The organism is Herbaspirillum sp. SJZ106 (genome assembly GCF_006715495.1).
Classification (GTDB): domain Bacteria; phylum Pseudomonadota; class Gammaproteobacteria; order Burkholderiales; family Burkholderiaceae_D; genus Herbaspirillum.
Genome location: NZ_VFNI01000002.1, coordinates 251,711 through 268,255 on the forward strand (window position 1 = coordinate 251,711; position 16,545 = coordinate 268,255).

Sequence of the window (16,545 nt, forward strand, 5' to 3'; positions counted from 1 at the left end):
TAGTGTAAGGCCCTCGCTCCTCCAGAAGTTTGGTGGAAAGGTGGGCTATAAACGTAGTACGGCTGATTTAGCGGAGCGAAGATTTGAGGATTCTTCATTCTAGATGTCTAGTTATTAGGTACGGAAATCTAAAGTAGAGAGCAGATGATGAGTTGTTCATCAGATCTAATCGATTATTCTTTTTGCTTGTAATAAGAGAAAAGCAAGTCACAAACTTTGCGTTGCTCTGCCTCTGAAATTCCATAGTACAGAGGGAGACGCACTAAGCGGTCACTGATGTCATCCGTTACATGCATAGCGGATTGCTGTTTGCCGAAACGTTTGCCTCCCGGGGAGCTATGTAGTGGGACATAATGGAATACCGCACTACAGCCATGCTCACGTAGAAACTGCAACAGATTGGTTCGATCTTCAAGATTTTTAGCCAGGAAATAAAACATGTGGCCATTGCCGGTTTCATGCAATTTGGTCTTGGGCAGCACAATTTTTTCGGTATCGGACAATGGAAGCAGCATGTCATGATAGCGTCTTACGGCGTTCAAGCGCTCATTGGTAATGGCGTCGGCATGTTCCAGTTGGGCATAGAGGAATGCAGAAATAAGCTCGCCCGGAAGATACGATGAGCCAATGTCAACCCAAGTGTATTTATCAACCATTTGCCTGAAAAATTGAGAGCGATTGGTTCCCTTTTCGCGAATGATTTCGGCGCGTTCAGCTAATTCCAGATTGTTGATGAGGAGGGCTCCGCCTTCTCCGGAGATAACATTTTTTGTTTCATGAAAACTGAGGCAACCCAGGTCTCCAAGACTGCCGAGCATTTTTCCTTTATAGGTAGATTGGAATGCTTGCGCAGCGTCTTCAATCAGCCATACTCCATGTTCCTTGGCCAGCAGAGCCAGTGCGTCCATTTCACATGGTACCCCCGCGTAGTGAACCGGAACAATGGCTTTGGTTCGATCGGTAATGGCTTGAGCTACAAGATTTTCATCGATATTGAGAGTGTCTTGCCGGATGTCTACGAATACCGGAGTTGCGCCGCGGGTAACAAAGGCATTGGCTGTCGAGACGAAAGTATATGAAGGCATGATCACTTCATCGCCGGGGCCTACCTCAGTCAAAATGGCAGCCATCTCCAGTGCAGCTGTGCAAGAATGAGTCAATAAGGCACGTTGCACACCAAGATTATGTTCCAGCCATGCATGGCAAAGCTTAGTGAATCGCTGGTCTCCGGCTAAGCTACCTTGTGCGACGGCTTGAGCTATGTAATAAAGCTCCTTGCCGACAATGAAGGGGCGACCGAAAGGAATTGTTTCCAAGTTGGACTTTTCTAACATGCCTATCCCTGCAATGAGTGCTCTAGGTTGGTGCAAATAATCCATACAATTTGTAGCCTAGTTTGTAGCGATACAAATCTTCAGGTGTTTTAATTTCTGCAGTCGTGCCCAACAGATCTTGAATGGTTCTGGATTTTTCTTCGTCACGAAAAGCCATGATACGGTCGAATTCGGTGATGCATGTGCCAGTTTCAAGGCAACGATATCCGGCCCTGCCCATGACGTCAGTTAACGTGGTGTCTGTGAAATGCTGCCAATGCCCAACGCAGTAATTGGAGTTTCGGCTGCCTTCAAGACGTACCAACAAGCTGTTGTAATTCGGGACCTGAATCAGTACTAAACCATTCGGTGCCAGGTTGTTCTTCAAGGAGCGGGCAAAACTTACAGGAGTAATCATGTGCTCAAGCACATCCAATAGGGTGATGAGATCGAAGGGGGGCCACAGTGGAGCTATATCGGTAGGAAAGTATCCGTTAATTACGCGTCCTGGAAATTGTTCGTTGAGCGGCTCGGCCATGGCACTGTCGGGTTCTATGCCATAAGCCTCAATTTTTTCGTAATTGGCGGCTGCGAGTACTGCCCCCGTACTTGCGCCGACATCCAGAACGGTTTTGAGATTGTGGTGATGGCGTATCGCTTGCTGCAAGAGAAATCTGGCTTTGGTAACTTCAAGTCGTGTAAACAGAGAGTGACGTTTGAGTCTTACATAGGCGCGCATGAATTCCGTATCGTCGTACTGTGCGGCATCGGCAGCGTCTGTTAATGTCATCGATGTATAAACCAAGCCACAAGTATGGCATTGAACATGCGGCACGCCGTTTTTCTCAAAGAGTACGGTTGCATTTTCAGTATTGGCGAGACAGGATGGGCAATTCAGGCGGTAGGTGACTTCGGAGTCGTGTAAAACATGCTGGCTATGGGTTTGTTTGGTGCGAAATTCTTTATAGATTTCCGCTAGTTGATCACGCATCCCGGGTTGCGTGGCAACGTCGAAGTCGCTAGGGGAGACGGTAAGTACGGACATTTACGCATCCTTTCTGACAAGAATTGTGAATTCGTAAAGTCCATAATCATGAAGAAGTGCAATCTGGCGTGAATAGTTACGTTTGCAGTAATCAAACAAAAAACATGGATCGGCGTAATAGAGTAGGTCGGGACGCATGCGTTCGGAATCGGAATAGCTGGTCAGGCAATTGAATGAAAAGCCTTTTTTGGAATACGCGTTCAGGATATCCAAAGTCGAGAGAATGTACTGAAGCCATGATGTGTCATCACGGCCTTGTCTTAAATTGAATATTCCGCTCGCAATGGTGAAATCGGCTTGTGAAGCGGGATGAGCAGATTGGGAAAAATGCGTATGCTCAAGGTGACCATAACGTGTCTGCGCTGTGTGAATCATTTCCGCCGAAATATCGTTTCCCATATAAAGCTGCATCGGTAAACGATTTTTTGCATATTCTAGAAATGCTCCATAACCGCACCCAAAGTCATTGAGAGAGAAATTTTCTGATCTGGGTAGGATTTTCGAGAGTTCCTCGAACCGTTGAAATTGACTGGTTTCGCTATTCCAGTCAACGCCGCGAGCGGTCGCCCCATATTCGGTCAATTTGGAATTGTAATAATGTGCCACGTCGAGGTGTATTCCCGACAGTAAAGAGTCATCCATTGAAATCCTTCTTTCCGCGGCTTGGCAATGCATGATGTACGGATTGAGGGCCGCAATTGAAAAGCAGATCGAGGATTGTTACGCCATGCGTAAATTCTCCCCAAAGTTGAGGGTAGGTGGGATAGCTTGGATAGCTGAACCAATCGACTGCCACGCCAGCTTCCCTGAAAATATTTTCGTCCAGATATTCTTGAGCGGCCGGCCCGGATAGATATCTCAGTGCACCTGCTTGCAGGCAGATGTTCAATAGTTTTTCGGAACGATCTCCTTGCAGTTGGTAATCTGACGAAGAGGAAATCGTTGTTTTAATTCCTAACTGTGTATTAACCCACTCCAGGAGTGTGCGGTTCAGATCGCTAAGAAAAACAAAAGGGCGCTGGAGGTAGAGTTGTTCAAGTTGGTTTGCGTAATAAGAGAAAAAAGGCGCGCGTGAATAGTTCTGCTGCAAACTTTTCCAGTGCATAGCCGCCCATTCGTTTCCATCGATTTCGGTTTCACGAATTGTCTGGAGATATTTTCCTTTGACTTTGACGGGGACGGTTAACCACTGTACGCCTTGTGGTGTCTTGATTTGATTTCGATTTCGCCAATCGCGTCGGGTATATTGCATATCGTCATACAAGACGAATTCGTCAACCGATGAGATTAAGTCAAAATAACCTTTCCAGGGAATGTAGTTCGACTGGACGATTGCTACTCGCTTCATACCTACTTTCAGGCAGGAATGTGGCCGTAACGGTACATATCGACGAGTTCCGGTGGAATGCCCCAGTCGGTAGCGCCAAGTTTGTCATGTAGTGTCTCAAGGTCAAACTGGATTGACTGTTTCAACTGCTCCACCATTCTATTTCGGGCTGGAACGAAATCATGTTGATAAGATGCATTGATCTGATGTCGAACGGCCTTCGCTATGGCGGCTTCACGCGATATATTACGAATTAATTTTCGCTCGGGCGCCAATTGTGAGTAACGTGGATCGATGTCTTGGCCAGACATCGCTGATACTAAATCTCGGCAGATGATGGGCGACAGATGGAAGCCATCTCGTTTGGTACCCCCCAGTATCCAGAGATTGTTCAATGAAGTGCGCCCGAAAAGCGGGTATGTATCTGATGTAGTTGGCCGCCAACCAACATTTACATTCACCAGGCTGGCACGGGAGAAATGGCTATTGATTTGATCCATGGCTGATTTGAGCAGGGTATAGGCGCTTCCGGCATGTCCATGATTTAACGGCCATGGACTAATATAGTTACTTGCGCCTACTAAAGTGCGATCTTTGCCGTAGGGAACAGAATATACGCCGCATGCCAAACCTCTATTCGTGGTTCGGACACAATGTGTATGGACGTTGTCTTTGCTCTGCAATTCAATGGACATGCCGACGCCATAGAATAGCCTTTGCACCGGTAACTGCTCTTTAAGAGATTCCAGCAATTTCGTGAGGCTTGCCCCATTACATAGAATGAATTGATCGGCCTCTATTGTTTCGCCGTTATCCAGGGTTATATGTGAAAGGGCTCCATTCTTCGAAACCAGTGTTACAGCTTGGGCATCGATTAATCGTGCATTGGGGTTACTGCGTACTGTGTCGGTCAGTTTGTCGAGGAATTGTTTGGGATTAACCCAGCCCTCCCTCTTTAGGTAAATCGCTTTTAGGGCTCGATGCCTTGAGTCCGGATGATAATTGGGAATGTCGCGAGGGGCGACTATCTCATGGGGCTCGTCATATTCTTGGCAGAACCGCTCGACAGCAGCGAAATTTTCATCATCCAGATCGTCTGTTGCAGCATTATTGAGTACGTACGTTCCGAAACCGTATGTTATTTCCGAGCCGTGGCAAATTTCCTGGAAGACTTCTGGCCACACAGCGGTCGCAGCTCGACTAAGGTCGAATTTGAAGCGATCCAGGTCAGTTTTTAAAGAGTCGCCCTCTAATTCAGTGAAGGAATTGAGCATCGCGGCAGCGGCCCGCGTTGCAGAGCCTGGACGATCGGATGGGCCAATAAGCGATATTTCGGCATTCGGATTTGCATACAGCCATGCACGGGCACTCATCATTCCGAGGATGCCATTTCCGATGATTGCGATTTTCATTAGAATCCGCCGCCTTCTGGAAAAGTAAGATAGCAAAGCGAGGGGTAAGCTTCAGCCTTATGTATGGTGTGCTTGTACTCGCCGAGAATGTCATTTAAATAATGCATGCCTTCTGTCGGGACTTGTCCCCCACGAGTTAATTGCCAAAATGCAACAATCCCTCCTGGGACTAACTGGCGTATTACGTCTTTGAAAGAGTCGCGGGTTGGTTCGAGCACGTTTAGATCGAACCATGCCAATGAGATCATTTCGCCGGGGAATTCTTTTCTGAAAGTATCGAAAGTCTGGCGGCAATCTCCTTCCCAAACACGGTGTTTCCCATTGACATGTCCCATGGCATTGTTGCGTTCATGTAATTGAAGCAGGGTCTTTAGTAGATTTGCGTACTCAGAGGAGAGCGAATAGGTGCCATCTGAATACAGTTTGGCATCACGGGGATCTTTTTCGTTGAAGCCTGCGTAACCCGTGAAGGTATCGAAGGCATGGATTCGACGTTGAAAATTGAGCGGCTCCAGAATTGCCCGGAAATTTTCACAAAGTACGGCAGTTTGACCGCGCCATGTCCCCATATCAACAATAGCTCCGGGTAGCTTTACAATTCGTTGATACACTTCGAACGTCGCTAAAATGCGGGCGAGCAATGAACCTCTGATGAATAGTCCAAGTGATCTTTCCGTTTCCTCTTCAGTCGCCGGATATGCCGCCATCATGGAAAACAGCTCTCGTCGGGCTTTTACTTGATCTTGATCGGCATTGGTAATGATCGATGACTCATGCATGTTTGACTCCAAAAGGGGAAGCGGTTCGATTGCAGGATGTATTGAACTATACGGTCAGTGCAACAGGTAGAAATGCAGGAAAAACGATCCTATTGGGGGTTATATTCACTTTCGCCATGTTTTTTGTCAGTTTGGGAGGGGGGCGACGCGCCTAAGCTAACTTATAAAAAGAAGATTTACGCATGATAAGCAGGTTAGCTTGGTACTTGTTACGACAATAAAATAGGTAGGATTCTTATCACTGATAGAAATGTGTTTAGCGGAGGTTTTATGCAGAGTTGGCAAGAAAATTCAGGTGGAGGGTACTGTTGAAAGTCGTCATTCTCGCAGGTGGCCTGGGCACGCGGCTCGGGGAAGAAACCGATGTGCGGCCGAAACCGATGGTCGAAATCGGCGGCAAACCGATCCTGTGGCACATCATGAAGGGCTATTCGCAGCACGGCTTCAACGAATTCGTGATCCTGCTCGGCTACAAGGGCTACATGATCAAGGAGTTCTTCGCCAATTACTTCCTGCACCAGGGCGATGTCACTATCGACCTGGCCGACAACCGCGTCGAGGTGCATCGCAACAAGTCCGAGCCGTGGAAGGTCACGCTGGTGGAAACCGGCCTGCATACCCAGACCGGCGGGCGCCTGCTGGCTGCGCGCGATTACCTCAAGGGCGACGATTTCATGCTCACTTACGGCGATGGCGTCTCCGACGTGGACGTGGGCGCGCTGGTGCGGCATCACCGCAGCCACCAGTCGCTGGTGACCATGACCACGGTGCAGCCCGAGGCGCGTTTCGGCATGGTGCAGACCGACGAGGCCGGCCTGATTCGCGACTTCCGCGAGAAGCCGCCGGGCGACCTGGGCTGGATCAACGGCGGCTTCATGGTGTGCCGCCAGGGCGTGTTCGATTATTTGAAGGACGGCGAGAGCACCATCTTCGAGCGCGCGCCGCTGGAGCAGATCGCCGCTGACGGCAAGCTGCTGAACTGGCCGCACCACGGTTTCTGGAAATGCATGGATACGCTGCGCGACAAGATCCAGTTGAACCAGATGTGGGACCAGGACCAGGCGCGCTGGAAGACCTGGGATTGACGTCGTGAACCTGCGGATCGAGGAAACCGGCATCGCCGGCGCCGTGGTCGTATCCAGCGTGCGCCGCGGCGATGCGCGCGGCGGTTTCGCGCGCTGGTTCTGCGAGGATGAGCTGGCGTCCGTGCTGGGGGGCAGCCGCATCGTGCAAATCAACAATTCGGTTACGGCCGAGCCTGGCAGCGTGCGCGGCATGCATTTCCAATATGCGCCGCATGCCGAAAAAAAACTCATCCGCTGCATCGCCGGCCGCGTGTTCGACGTGGTGCTGGATCTGCGGCGCGGTTCGCCGACTTTCCTGCAATGGCGCGCGGTTGAACTGGCCGCCGGCGACGACCGCGCCATCCTGATTCCCGAGGGCTGCGCGCATGGTTTCCAGGCGCTCTCGGCTGACGCTTCCCTGCTTTACCTGCATACTGCGGCCTATGCGCAGGCTGCCGAAGGCGGCGTGCGCCACGATGATCCGCGCGCCGCGATCGCCTGGCCGCTGCCGCCGAAGAATTTGTCGCCGCGCGACCTCCAGCATCCGTTGCTGGCTTCCGATTTCGATGGAATCTCTCTATGAAATGCCGCCATTGCCAGACTGAATTGCATGACACCTTCATCGATCTGGGCTTCTCGCCGCCGTCCAACGCCTACCTGAAGGCGGAGGACTTGCAGCGGCCCGAGACCCATTACCCGCTGAAGGTGATGGTGTGCCGCCAGTGCTGGCTGGTGCAGACCGAGGATTACACGCATTACGACCAGTTGTTCGCTACCGACTACGCGTATTTCTCGTCAACCTCCAGCACCTGGCTCAAGCATGCTTCCGACTACGTCGACATGATCGCCGCGCGGTTGAACCTCGGTGCGAAGTCGCTGGTGGTGGAGCTGGCCGCTAACGATGGTTACCTGTTGCAGTACGTGCAGCAAAAAGGGATTCCCTGCCTGGGCGTGGAGCCGACCAGGAGTACCGCCGACGCCGCGCGCGAGAAGGGCATTCCCATTGTCGAGGAATTCTTCGGCGTTGCACTGGGGCAGCGTTTGCGCCGGAGCCATGGCGCAGCCGACCTGATCGCCGCCAACAACGTGTTGGCTCATGTGCCCGACATCAATGATTTTGTCGGCGGCATGGCGGCGCTGCTGGCCCCGCAGGGCACCGTGACGGTGGAGTGTCCGCATCTGCTGAACCTGATCGGGCAATCGCAGTTCGACACCATCTACCACGAGCATTTCTCTTACCTGTCGCTGGTGGCGGTGGAGCGCGTGATGCGCGCGCAAGGGCTGCGCGTATACGACGTCGAGGAGCTGCCCACGCACGGCGGCAGCCTGCGCATCTATGCCTGCCATCTGGATGCGGCGCTGGCCACGACGCCGGCGGTGACCGCCATGCTGGCGCGCGAACGCGCTTTCGGCCTGGAAAGCATCGAGGCCTACGACGGCTTCCAGCGCAAGGCCGAAGAAATCAAGGCCGGCTTGCTGGAATTCCTGCTGGCGCAAAAGCGCGCCGGCAAGAAGGTGTTGGCCTACGGCGCCGCGGCCAAGGGCAACACGCTGCTCAATTATTCCGGTGTCCATCCCGACCTGTTGCCGCTGGTGGCCGATGCCGCGCCTTCCAAGCAGGGCAAGTACATGCCGGGCAGCCATATCCCCATCGTTTCGCCGGCGCGCCTGCTGCAGGACAAACCCGACGTGGTGCTGATCCTGCCATGGAACATCAAGGACGAGGTGGCCCGGCAACTGGCCGAGATCCGCGGCTGGGGCGGCCATTTTGCCATCGCCGTGCCGCAGTTGCAGGTCTGGTGAGGCGCGCGGCGACACAATAAGGCATTCATGAACATCCATCTTTTCCAGATTTGCCCCGATGGCGGCGACGCCGGCGATGCCGGTTTCACGCCGCTGGCCAATCCCGCCTCCGATACCTGGGGCGACTTCGCTGCGATTCGCGGCTTTTTCCATGCGCAAGCGGTGGATGAGGAGCATTGGTACGCCTTCGTGCCGCGCGACTTCATCGCGCAGACCGGTTTGAACGCCGCGCACTTGATTGAATTGGCGCAGGCCGCGCCGGGGTGCGACGCTTATACCTTTTCTCCGCACACGGTCGATGCGGCCGGGAATTTGAACCTGCTCCTGCAGGGTGAGCGCCAGTTGCCGGGGTTGGCCGGCACGACGCGCGCCTTCCTGGAGAACGTGGGGTTGGCGCTCGATCCCGAGCATTTCGTGCCGCCCTGGCAAAGTAATGTGCTCAATGGCTTCGTGTTGGCCAAGCCGGTGTTTTGGCGGACTTGGTTCGATTTGGCCGAACGGCTGCATCAACTTGCGGACCAGGAGCCCGGGCCGCTCGCCGACCAGCTCAATTCGGTAGCGCCGGCGAGCCGGACGACCAGCGCCAAGCGCTTGCTGGGGGAGCGGCTGGCCTCGCTGGTGCTGGCGTTGGATCAGCAATTGACAATATGGCACTGCCCGCCTGCGCGGATGCCCGGGGCGCAGCAACTGGCGTCGCAGGACCTGGCGGCGCTCGAGGCGCTGCGCGCCGCTTATGCGCAATACAACGATCCTCTCGTGCGTTCCCGTTTCGATGCGCTGGCAGCGCGCCTGCTGCGTGAAATGGACGCGGCGCCGGTTCGCCCGCCGTCGGCGGTGGCGGCCGAGCAGCGCCCGCTCAGTATTTCTTCCGCTGCTGCGGCGATTTCGTCATCCGGGCTCAGGCTGGGCGGCATTTCGCCTGTCGCAGCTACCGATGCCGCCGCACAGGCCGCGCGCGGCGAACTGGTGTTCGGTTGCATGACCCACGTGCCGCTGCCGGTGAAGTTTCCCGATCATGTCTTGCCGATCTACCTGGGCGAATCGCAGCATGACGGCGCGCTCAACCTGCGCGACCTGGCGCCGGAATGGGTACCTTATCACCCCATCGTGGGCGGCATGCTGGGCAATTTCGCGCTGCGCAACCTGATCTTGCGCGAATATCCCAAGGCGCAGCGCGTGGGCGTGTGCATGTATCGCAAGTTTGTCTCGCGCGAGCGCATCAGCGGCGTGCCGGCCGACGACAACTGGATGATGGACGTGGTGTCCGACCGGGAATTTGCCAGCCAGAGCCTGGAGCAGATGCTGGAGCCGGGTTCCCAGGACTTCGTGGTCGGCCGCACCTGCGGCTTCAGCTATGGCGGCCAGGGCGCCGGCTACCTGACCCACTATGCGCATGCGCACCATGCCGAGGACCTGTTGCGCTACGCGGCGGCGGCAACCGAGCTGGGGGTGTTCGGCAAGGCCGAAGCCGAGGCATTCTTCAATGAAAAGGTGTTCTTCATGGGCGGTGTCGAACTGGGCGTGTTCCCGGCCCAGTTCTGGCTGCAGGCCATCGGCCAGATCGAGGCTGTGACCTGGTATTGCGTGCAGCGCTACGACACCCGCCGCGAGGGCTACCAGGCCCGCGCCTGGGCGTTCTGCGCCGAGCGCCTGGGCAGTTACCTGTTGTTGCGGGAATTGCGCGCGCGTTATGGCGAGCCGGCTTACCAGCGCTTCTTCGGCCAGCTCAACCTGATCACCAAGGGTGACCAGAAGCAATACGTGCCCAGCCACTGACGATGTTTTCCGGAAACGACAGCGCCGCCGCACTTTCAACGAGTGCGGCGGCGCTGTCGTTTTTGGCGCGTGCGGTTCGCAGTTCAGTCGGGCAGCAGCTTGCCCTGGTCCAGCCCGTAGTGCGCGATGATCTGCTGCAGGCAGGCCAGCGCATCTTCATCCCAGGTCGGCAGCGTGATGCCGAAGGTACGTTCCAGCTTGCCACAGTCCAGGCGCGAGTTGAGCGGGCGCTGCGGCGGCGTGGGATAGGTGGAGGTCGGCACCGGCGTGATCTGTTCCAGGCCCTTGAGCTTGACCGGGATGCCGCGCGCCATCAGTTCCCGGGCCACCAGCGAGGCATAGCCGTGCCAGGAGGTGGCGCCGGCCGCGGTCAGATGGTAAGTGCCGCTGGTGGCGTGCACCCGTTCGCGGCCACCGTGTTCGCCGGCCAGCATGCGGCAGCACACCGCGGCGATGGTCGAGGCCCAGGTCGGCGCGCCGAACTGGTCGCCGACGATGGTGTAAGCCTCTTTTTGCTGCGCCAGCCGGATCGCCGTCTTCATGAAATTGCCGCCATGCAGGTTGTACACCCAACTGGTGCGCAGGATCCAATGTGCCGCCCCGGTCGCGGCGATGGCCAGTTCGCCGTCGCGCTTGGTGGCGCCGTAGACGTTGATGGGGCAGGTCGGCATGTCTTCGGTGTAAGCGCCGGCATGGCTGCCGTCGAAGACGTAGTCGGTGGAAAAATGCAGCACCGCGGCGCCGATCTTCTTCGCTTCTTCGGCCAGCACGCCCGGTGCTTCGGCATTGATGGCGCGCGTCAGCGCGCTGTCCGATTCGGCCTTGACCACGGCGGTGTAGGCGGCCGGGTTGATGATCAGGTCGGGTTTGGCGGCCTGGACGGCCTGGCGTATGGCTTGCGGATCGGCCATGTCCAGCTGCGCGCGATGCGGCGCGATCACCTCGATGCGGTTTGGCATGGCGCGCAGGCGGCGCAGGAATTCGCCGCCCACCTGGCCGCTGGCGCCGGTCAACAGGATACGCATGGCGTTCATGCATTGGCTTTCATTCAAATACCTCGGCCGCATTCAGCAAGACGCCCAGCTTGTCTTTGTCGGACATGATGGGCGCATCCCGCAATTGCCAGTCGATGCCGATGGCGGGATCGTTCCAGAGGATGCAGCGCTCATGTTCGGGCATCCAGTAATCGGTGGTCTTGTAGAGGAATTCGGTATCGTCTTCCAGCACCGAAAAGCCATGCGCGAATCCGGGCGGAATCCAGAGCTGCAATTTGTTTTCTTCGCTTAACACTGTGCTGAACCATTGGCCGAAGGTCGGCGAATTGCGGCGGATGTCGAGTATCACGTCCAGCACGGCGCCGCGGATGACGCGCACCAGTTTTCCTTGCGCATGGCGGATCTGGTAGTGCAGGCCACGCAGCACGTTGCGGGCCGACTTGGAATGGTTGTCCTGGACGAATGGCGCATCGATGCCGGTTTCTTCCAGGAAGCGCCGGGCATTGAAGCTTTCATAGAAAAAGCCGCGGCTGTCGCCGAACACGCGCGGTTCGATGAGGAGCACGCCGGAGAGGGGGGGGAGTTTGACCTGCATATTGATGGGGTTCCGGATGCTGGTTTTCAGTAGCTCATATCGGTCAGCAAGTGCATCAGGTACTGGCCGTAGGCATTCTTTTTCAAAGGCGCCGCCAATTTCTCCAGTTGCGCCGCATCGATGTAGCCGCGGCGATAGGCGATCTCTTCCGGGCAGGCTACTTTCAGGCCCTGGCGTTTTTCGATCGTTGCGATGAACTGGCCTGCATCGAGCAGCGACTCGTGAGTGCCGGTGTCCAGCCACGCGATGCCGCGTCCTATTAGTTCCACCTGCAGTTGGCCCAGTTCCAGATAGGCCTTGTTGACGTCGGTGATTTCCAGTTCGCCGCGCGCCGAGGGTTTGAGCGAGCGGGCGATGCCGCTTACCTGGCTGTCGTAGAAATACAGGCCTGTGACTGCGAAATTGGATTTCGGCTGCACCGGCTTTTCTTCGATGCCGATGGCTTTGCGCTGCTTGTCGAACTCGACCACGCCGTAGCGTTCCGGGTCCTGCACGTGGTAGGCGAAGACGGTTGCGCCGTCGGCTCGTTCGCTGGCGGCGCGCATTGGCGGTTCCAGGTCGCGCCCGTAAAAGATGTTGTCGCCCAGGATCAGCGCGGAAGGATCGTTGCCGATGAAATCGCTGCCGATGATGAAGGCTTGCGCCAATCCGTCGGGCGACGGTTGCACTGCGTACTGGATATTGAGGCCCCATTGGCTGCCGTCCTTGAGCAGGTCGGCGAAGCGCGGCGTATCCTGCGGCGTGGAGATCACCAGGATGTCGCGGATGCCGGCCAGCATCAGGCTGGTCAGCGGGTAGTACACCATCGGCTTGTCGTAGATCGGCATGAGCTGCTTGGAAACCACCGTGGTGGCCGGATACAGGCGCGTGCCGGAGCCGCCGGCGAGAATGATGCCTTTGCGGCGGTTCGCTGTATGTTCCATTTTTATCCCCTCACGCCGTATTGCTGTTCCATCCATGTCAGATAGCCGCCCGAACGCACATTGGCCACCCATTGCGGGTTGGCCAGGTACCATTGAACTGTCTTGCGGATGCCGCTTTCGAAGGTCTCGGCCGGCTTCCAGCCCAGTTCGCGTTCGATCTTGCGGGCATCGATGGCGTAGCGGCGGTCGTGCCCCGGACGATCCTTGACGAAGGTGATCTGGTCGCGATAGCTGCCGTCGGCCTTGGGTTTGAGCTGGTCGAGGATGTCGCACAGGGTGTGCACCACGTCCAGGTTGGCTTTTTCGTTCCAGCCGCCGACGTTGTAGGTTTCTCCCGGCTTGCCGCGCGCCAGCACTTCCCGGATCGCTGCGCAGTGGTCGCGCACGTACAGCCAGTCGCGCACTTGCATGCCGTCGCCGTAGACCGGCAGCGGCTTGCCGTCCAGCGCATTGGAGATCACCAGCGGGATCAGCTTTTCCGGGAAGTGGTAGGGGCCGTAATTGTTGGAGCAGTTGGTGGTCAGCGTAGGCAGGCCGTAGGTGTGGTGGTAAGCCCGCACCAGATGGTCGGAGGCCGCCTTGGAGGCCGAATAGGGGCTGTTGGGGGCATACGGCGTGGTTTCCGAGAATGGCGCGTCTTGCGGTCCCAGCGTGCCGTAGACCTCATCGGTGGAAACGTGCAGGAAGCGGAAGGCCTCGCGCTCCTCGCCCTGCAACGTGTTCCAGTAGTGGCGTGCCGCTTCCAATAGGTTGAAAGTACCGTTGACGTTGGTGCGGATGAATTCGTCCGGGCTGGCGATGGAGCGGTCGACGTGGCTCTCCGCTGCGAAATGCAGGATCGCCCGGGGCCGGTGTTGCGCGAACAGTGCGGCGATGGCCGTTTCGTCGCAGATATCCGTTTGCGAGAAAAGATAGCGGGCATCGCCGGCGATGGTGGCCAGGTTGTAGGGATTGCCGGCGTAGGTCAGCTTGTCGATGTTGAGCACGGGATCGGCCGTACCGGACGCCAGCCAGTCGAGGATGAAGTTGCTGCCGATGAAGCCGGCGCCGCCTGTAATGAAGAGCATATCTTTCTTGGTTCGGTTACGGCTTGAAGCCGTTGGGGTTCATCTGTTGCCAGCGCCATGAGTCGGCGCATATGGCATCCAAGCCTCGTTGGGCTTCCCAGCCCAGCTTGCGCTTTGCTGCGGCGGGGTTGGCGTAATATTCGGCAATGTCGCCCGGGCGGCGCTCGGCGATGATGTAGGGCAGTGTTTTGCCGCAGGCCTTCTCATAGGCCTTGACCACGTCCAGCACGCTGTGGCCGGTGCCGGTGCCGAGGTTGATGGCGAAGCATTGCGGTTCGGTCAGTGTTTGCAGCGCAGCCAGGTGTCCGGTTGCCAGGTCGACCACGTGAATGAAATCGCGTACGCCGGTGCCGTCGGGCGTCGGGTAGTCGCCGCCCCAGATGTTGAGCCGCTCGCGGCGGCCGATGGCGACTTGCGCCACGAACGGCATCAGGTTGTTGGGGATGCCGTCGGGGTCTTCGCCGATCAGGCCGCTTTCATGCGCGCCGACCGGATTGAAGTAGCGCAACAGGGCGATCTTCCAGTCGGGATGCGCGCGGTAGCAGTCGCGCAAGATGTCTTCGACCATCATCTTGCTGCGGCCGTAGGGACTGCTGGCCGCCAGCGGGTGGTCTTCGTCCAGCGGCAGATATTGGGGAGGGGCGTAGACCGTGGCCGACGAACTGAAGACAATGGTCTTGACGCCCGTGGCTTCCATGGCCTCCAGCAGGCGCACGGTGCCTAGGACGTTGTTGTCGTAGTACATGAGCGGTTGCTCGACCGATTCGCCGACGGCCTTCAGGCCGGCGAAGTGGATCACCGCCTCGCATTTGAATTCGCGCAGCACGCTCTCCAGCTGTTCGCGGTTGCGGACGTCGCCTTTGACCAGCGATACGGACTTGCCCGCGATTTTCTGGACGCGGGCGACCGCTTCCGGGCTGCTGTTGCAGAAATTGTCGAAGACGACGACTTCGTGGCCTGCCTTGAGCAGTTCCACGCAGGTATGCGAGCCGATATAGCCGGCGCCGCCGGTGACGAGGATGTTCATGGGTGCTTCCGATTCTGAAAACCGCAACAGGGCGATTATGTCAGACTCTGGTAGAAAGCGATCTGGTTCTCGGAGAGCGCGCGCAGGTCCTCATTGTTGAGGTAGCCGGCGTACCATTGCGCCGTCAGCTCCAGCGCCGTATAGAGCTCCATCCTGGGGATCCAGTCCAGGCGCTGGCGCGCCTTGGAGATGTCCAGACGCAGGAAAGCCGCCTCGTGCGGCGCATGCGGCTGCGGTTCCAGGCGCACCTCGACCGGCGTCACGTCGTTCTTCTGCAGCGAATGGTTGAAGGTGGCGCACAACTGGCTGACGGTCTGCAGATCGGTATCGGCCGGGCCGAAGTTCCAGCCTTCGGCATACTTGTTGCCGTGCTCGTAGAGCAACTGGCCGATCTGCAGGTAGCCCGACAGCGGCTCCAGCACGAACTGCCAGGGGCGCACCGCATGCGGGTTGCGGATATTGACCGGTTCATCTTTTTCCAGCGCGCGGATGAAGTCGGGAATCAGGCGGTCGGCCGCGAAGTCGCCGCCGCCGATGACGTTGCCTGCGCGCACGCTGGCGATGCCGGTCTGGTTGTCGGGGGCCTTGGCGAAAAAGGAGCGGCGGTAGGCTGAGGTGACCAGTTCGGCCGCGCCCTTGCTGCTGCTGTAGGGATCGTGCCCGCCCATCGGGTCATCCTCGCGGTAGCCCCACAGCCATTCGCGGTTTTCATAGCATTTGTCGCTGGTGACCACCACCACCGAGCGCACGCTGGGCGTGTTGCGCACGGCTTCGAGCACATGCGCGGTGCCCATCACGTTGGTGGCGTAGGTGTCGAGCGGGGTCAGGTAGGAGTCGCGCACCAGCGGCTGCGCCGCCAGGTGGAACACGATGTCGGGCTGGACGGCGGCCATGGTTTCGGCCACGTGCCGGGCGTCGCGCACGTCGCCGGTCGTGGTTTGCACGCAATTTTGCAGGCGTGCGAGATGGAACAGGCTGGGATTGGTCGGCGCAGGCAGGGAATAGCCGCTGACTTTCGCCCCCATGAGGTGCAGCCACAACGTCAGCCAACTGCCCTTGAAGCCCGTATGTCCGGTTACGAAAACGCGCTTGTCGCGCCAAAAGTTAGCCATCAGGCAGCCTCATACACGTATTGCGGAGAGTCGTTTGAGTGCAGAGGCGAGAATGCGGTGCTGCACGCGGACGACCGGTAAAAGCAGTGTTGCAGGCCTTCCTGTTTTTCCGCGCCGATGTCACGTTTCCCTGCGAAACCACGACTGCATGGTTATGGTTGCTCTTCCCTCGCAGTGGCGCCTTGCGGCATCGACTGCGACGGTCAGATTAGAACATGGGGTTTTTGCGCTTCATGCGAGAATCAGGAGGGTATTTGTCATCTAATCCCGGCGTATATCTTTGCGCCAACAAAAATTTACTTCCGAC

16 protein-coding genes are annotated in these 16,545 nt (G+C 57.1%); 4 read left to right on the forward strand and 12 right to left on the reverse strand.

Annotated features, from left to right (window positions below; genetic code table 11):
- Positions 1 to 173: 173 nt before the first annotated feature.
- The 6 genes from rffA to FB598_RS06370 are packed head-to-tail and all read right to left on the reverse strand — an operon-like array spanning position 174 to position 5,876.
- Positions 174 to 1,334, reverse strand: a complete 1,161-nt coding sequence (gene rffA / locus FB598_RS06345) for a dTDP-4-amino-4,6-dideoxygalactose transaminase (RefSeq protein WP_141914219.1) — start codon at positions 1,332 to 1,334, stop codon at positions 174 to 176.
- 22 nt (positions 1,335 to 1,356) lie between these two features.
- Complete coding sequence (locus tag FB598_RS06350; protein WP_141913971.1) at positions 1,357 to 2,358, reverse strand: class I SAM-dependent methyltransferase; 1,002 nt, start codon at positions 2,356 to 2,358, stop codon at positions 1,357 to 1,359.
- On the reverse strand, positions 2,359 to 3,000 hold the full coding sequence (locus FB598_RS06355; RefSeq protein ID WP_141913970.1) for a class I SAM-dependent methyltransferase: 642 nt from the start codon (positions 2,998 to 3,000) through the stop codon (positions 2,359 to 2,361).
- The gene (locus FB598_RS06360; RefSeq protein WP_141913969.1) at positions 2,993 to 3,706 is read right to left on the reverse strand and encodes a WbqC family protein; all 714 of its coding nucleotides are present in this window, start codon (positions 3,704 to 3,706) and stop codon (positions 2,993 to 2,995) included. Before FB598_RS06360 ends, FB598_RS06355 begins: the two co-directional genes overlap by 8 nt.
- Before the next feature lie 8 nt (positions 3,707 to 3,714).
- Positions 3,715 to 5,097: an FAD-binding oxidoreductase gene (locus FB598_RS06365; RefSeq protein ID WP_141913968.1), complete on the reverse strand. Its 1,383-nt coding sequence runs from the start codon at positions 5,095 to 5,097 to the stop codon at positions 3,715 to 3,717.
- Positions 5,097 to 5,876 carry a TylF/MycF/NovP-related O-methyltransferase gene (locus FB598_RS06370; protein ID WP_141913967.1) on the reverse strand — a complete coding sequence of 260 codons (780 nt, stop codon included), beginning with the start codon at positions 5,874 to 5,876 and terminating at the stop codon, positions 5,097 to 5,099. Before FB598_RS06370 ends, FB598_RS06365 begins: the two co-directional genes overlap by 1 nt.
- Before the next feature lie 308 nt (positions 5,877 to 6,184).
- Between FB598_RS06370 and rfbF the strand changes: the two genes are divergently transcribed.
- Genes rfbF through FB598_RS06390 form a run of 4 tightly spaced genes read left to right on the forward strand, consistent with a single transcriptional unit; the run spans position 6,185 to position 10,519 of the window.
- Positions 6,185 to 6,961 carry a glucose-1-phosphate cytidylyltransferase gene (gene rfbF, locus FB598_RS06375; protein WP_141913966.1) on the forward strand — a complete coding sequence of 259 codons (777 nt, stop codon included), beginning with the start codon at positions 6,185 to 6,187 and terminating at the stop codon, positions 6,959 to 6,961.
- A gap of 4 nt (positions 6,962 to 6,965) precedes the next feature.
- Positions 6,966 to 7,523 (forward strand): dTDP-4-dehydrorhamnose 3,5-epimerase family protein, encoded by a 558-nt coding sequence (locus tag FB598_RS06380; protein ID WP_141913965.1) that lies wholly within the window; start codon positions 6,966 to 6,968, stop codon positions 7,521 to 7,523.
- Positions 7,520 to 8,743 carry a class I SAM-dependent methyltransferase gene (locus FB598_RS06385; protein WP_141913964.1) on the forward strand — a complete coding sequence of 408 codons (1,224 nt, stop codon included), beginning with the start codon at positions 7,520 to 7,522 and terminating at the stop codon, positions 8,741 to 8,743. The genes FB598_RS06380 and FB598_RS06385 overlap by 4 nt, the downstream gene beginning before the upstream one ends.
- Before the next feature lie 27 nt (positions 8,744 to 8,770).
- The gene (locus FB598_RS06390; protein WP_141913963.1) at positions 8,771 to 10,519 is read left to right on the forward strand and encodes a hypothetical protein; all 1,749 of its coding nucleotides are present in this window, start codon (positions 8,771 to 8,773) and stop codon (positions 10,517 to 10,519) included.
- A gap of 83 nt (positions 10,520 to 10,602) precedes the next feature.
- Here FB598_RS06390 and rfbD read toward each other — a convergent pair whose 3' ends face one another.
- Genes rfbD through rfbG form a run of 6 tightly spaced genes read right to left on the reverse strand, consistent with a single transcriptional unit; the run spans position 10,603 to position 16,238 of the window.
- Positions 10,603 to 11,553: a dTDP-4-dehydrorhamnose reductase gene (gene rfbD, locus FB598_RS06395; protein WP_141913962.1), complete on the reverse strand. Its 951-nt coding sequence runs from the start codon at positions 11,551 to 11,553 to the stop codon at positions 10,603 to 10,605.
- 10 nt (positions 11,554 to 11,563) lie between these two features.
- Positions 11,564 to 12,109: a dTDP-4-dehydrorhamnose 3,5-epimerase gene (gene rfbC, locus FB598_RS06400; protein ID WP_141913961.1), complete on the reverse strand. Its 546-nt coding sequence runs from the start codon at positions 12,107 to 12,109 to the stop codon at positions 11,564 to 11,566.
- 26 nt (positions 12,110 to 12,135) lie between these two features.
- Positions 12,136 to 13,032: a glucose-1-phosphate thymidylyltransferase RfbA gene (gene rfbA / locus FB598_RS06405; RefSeq protein ID WP_141913960.1), complete on the reverse strand. Its 897-nt coding sequence runs from the start codon at positions 13,030 to 13,032 to the stop codon at positions 12,136 to 12,138.
- Between the two features lie 2 nt (positions 13,033 to 13,034).
- Positions 13,035 to 14,099: a dTDP-glucose 4,6-dehydratase gene (gene rfbB, locus FB598_RS06410; protein WP_141913959.1), complete on the reverse strand. Its 1,065-nt coding sequence runs from the start codon at positions 14,097 to 14,099 to the stop codon at positions 13,035 to 13,037.
- A gap of 16 nt (positions 14,100 to 14,115) precedes the next feature.
- Positions 14,116 to 15,126, reverse strand: a complete 1,011-nt coding sequence (gene galE / locus FB598_RS06415; protein WP_141913958.1) for a UDP-glucose 4-epimerase GalE — start codon at positions 15,124 to 15,126, stop codon at positions 14,116 to 14,118.
- A 35-nt stretch (positions 15,127 to 15,161) separates the two neighbouring features.
- On the reverse strand, positions 15,162 to 16,238 hold the full coding sequence (rfbG, locus tag FB598_RS06420; protein ID WP_183405699.1) for a CDP-glucose 4,6-dehydratase: 1,077 nt from the start codon (positions 16,236 to 16,238) through the stop codon (positions 15,162 to 15,164).
- Positions 16,239 to 16,545: the final 307 nt, after the last annotated feature.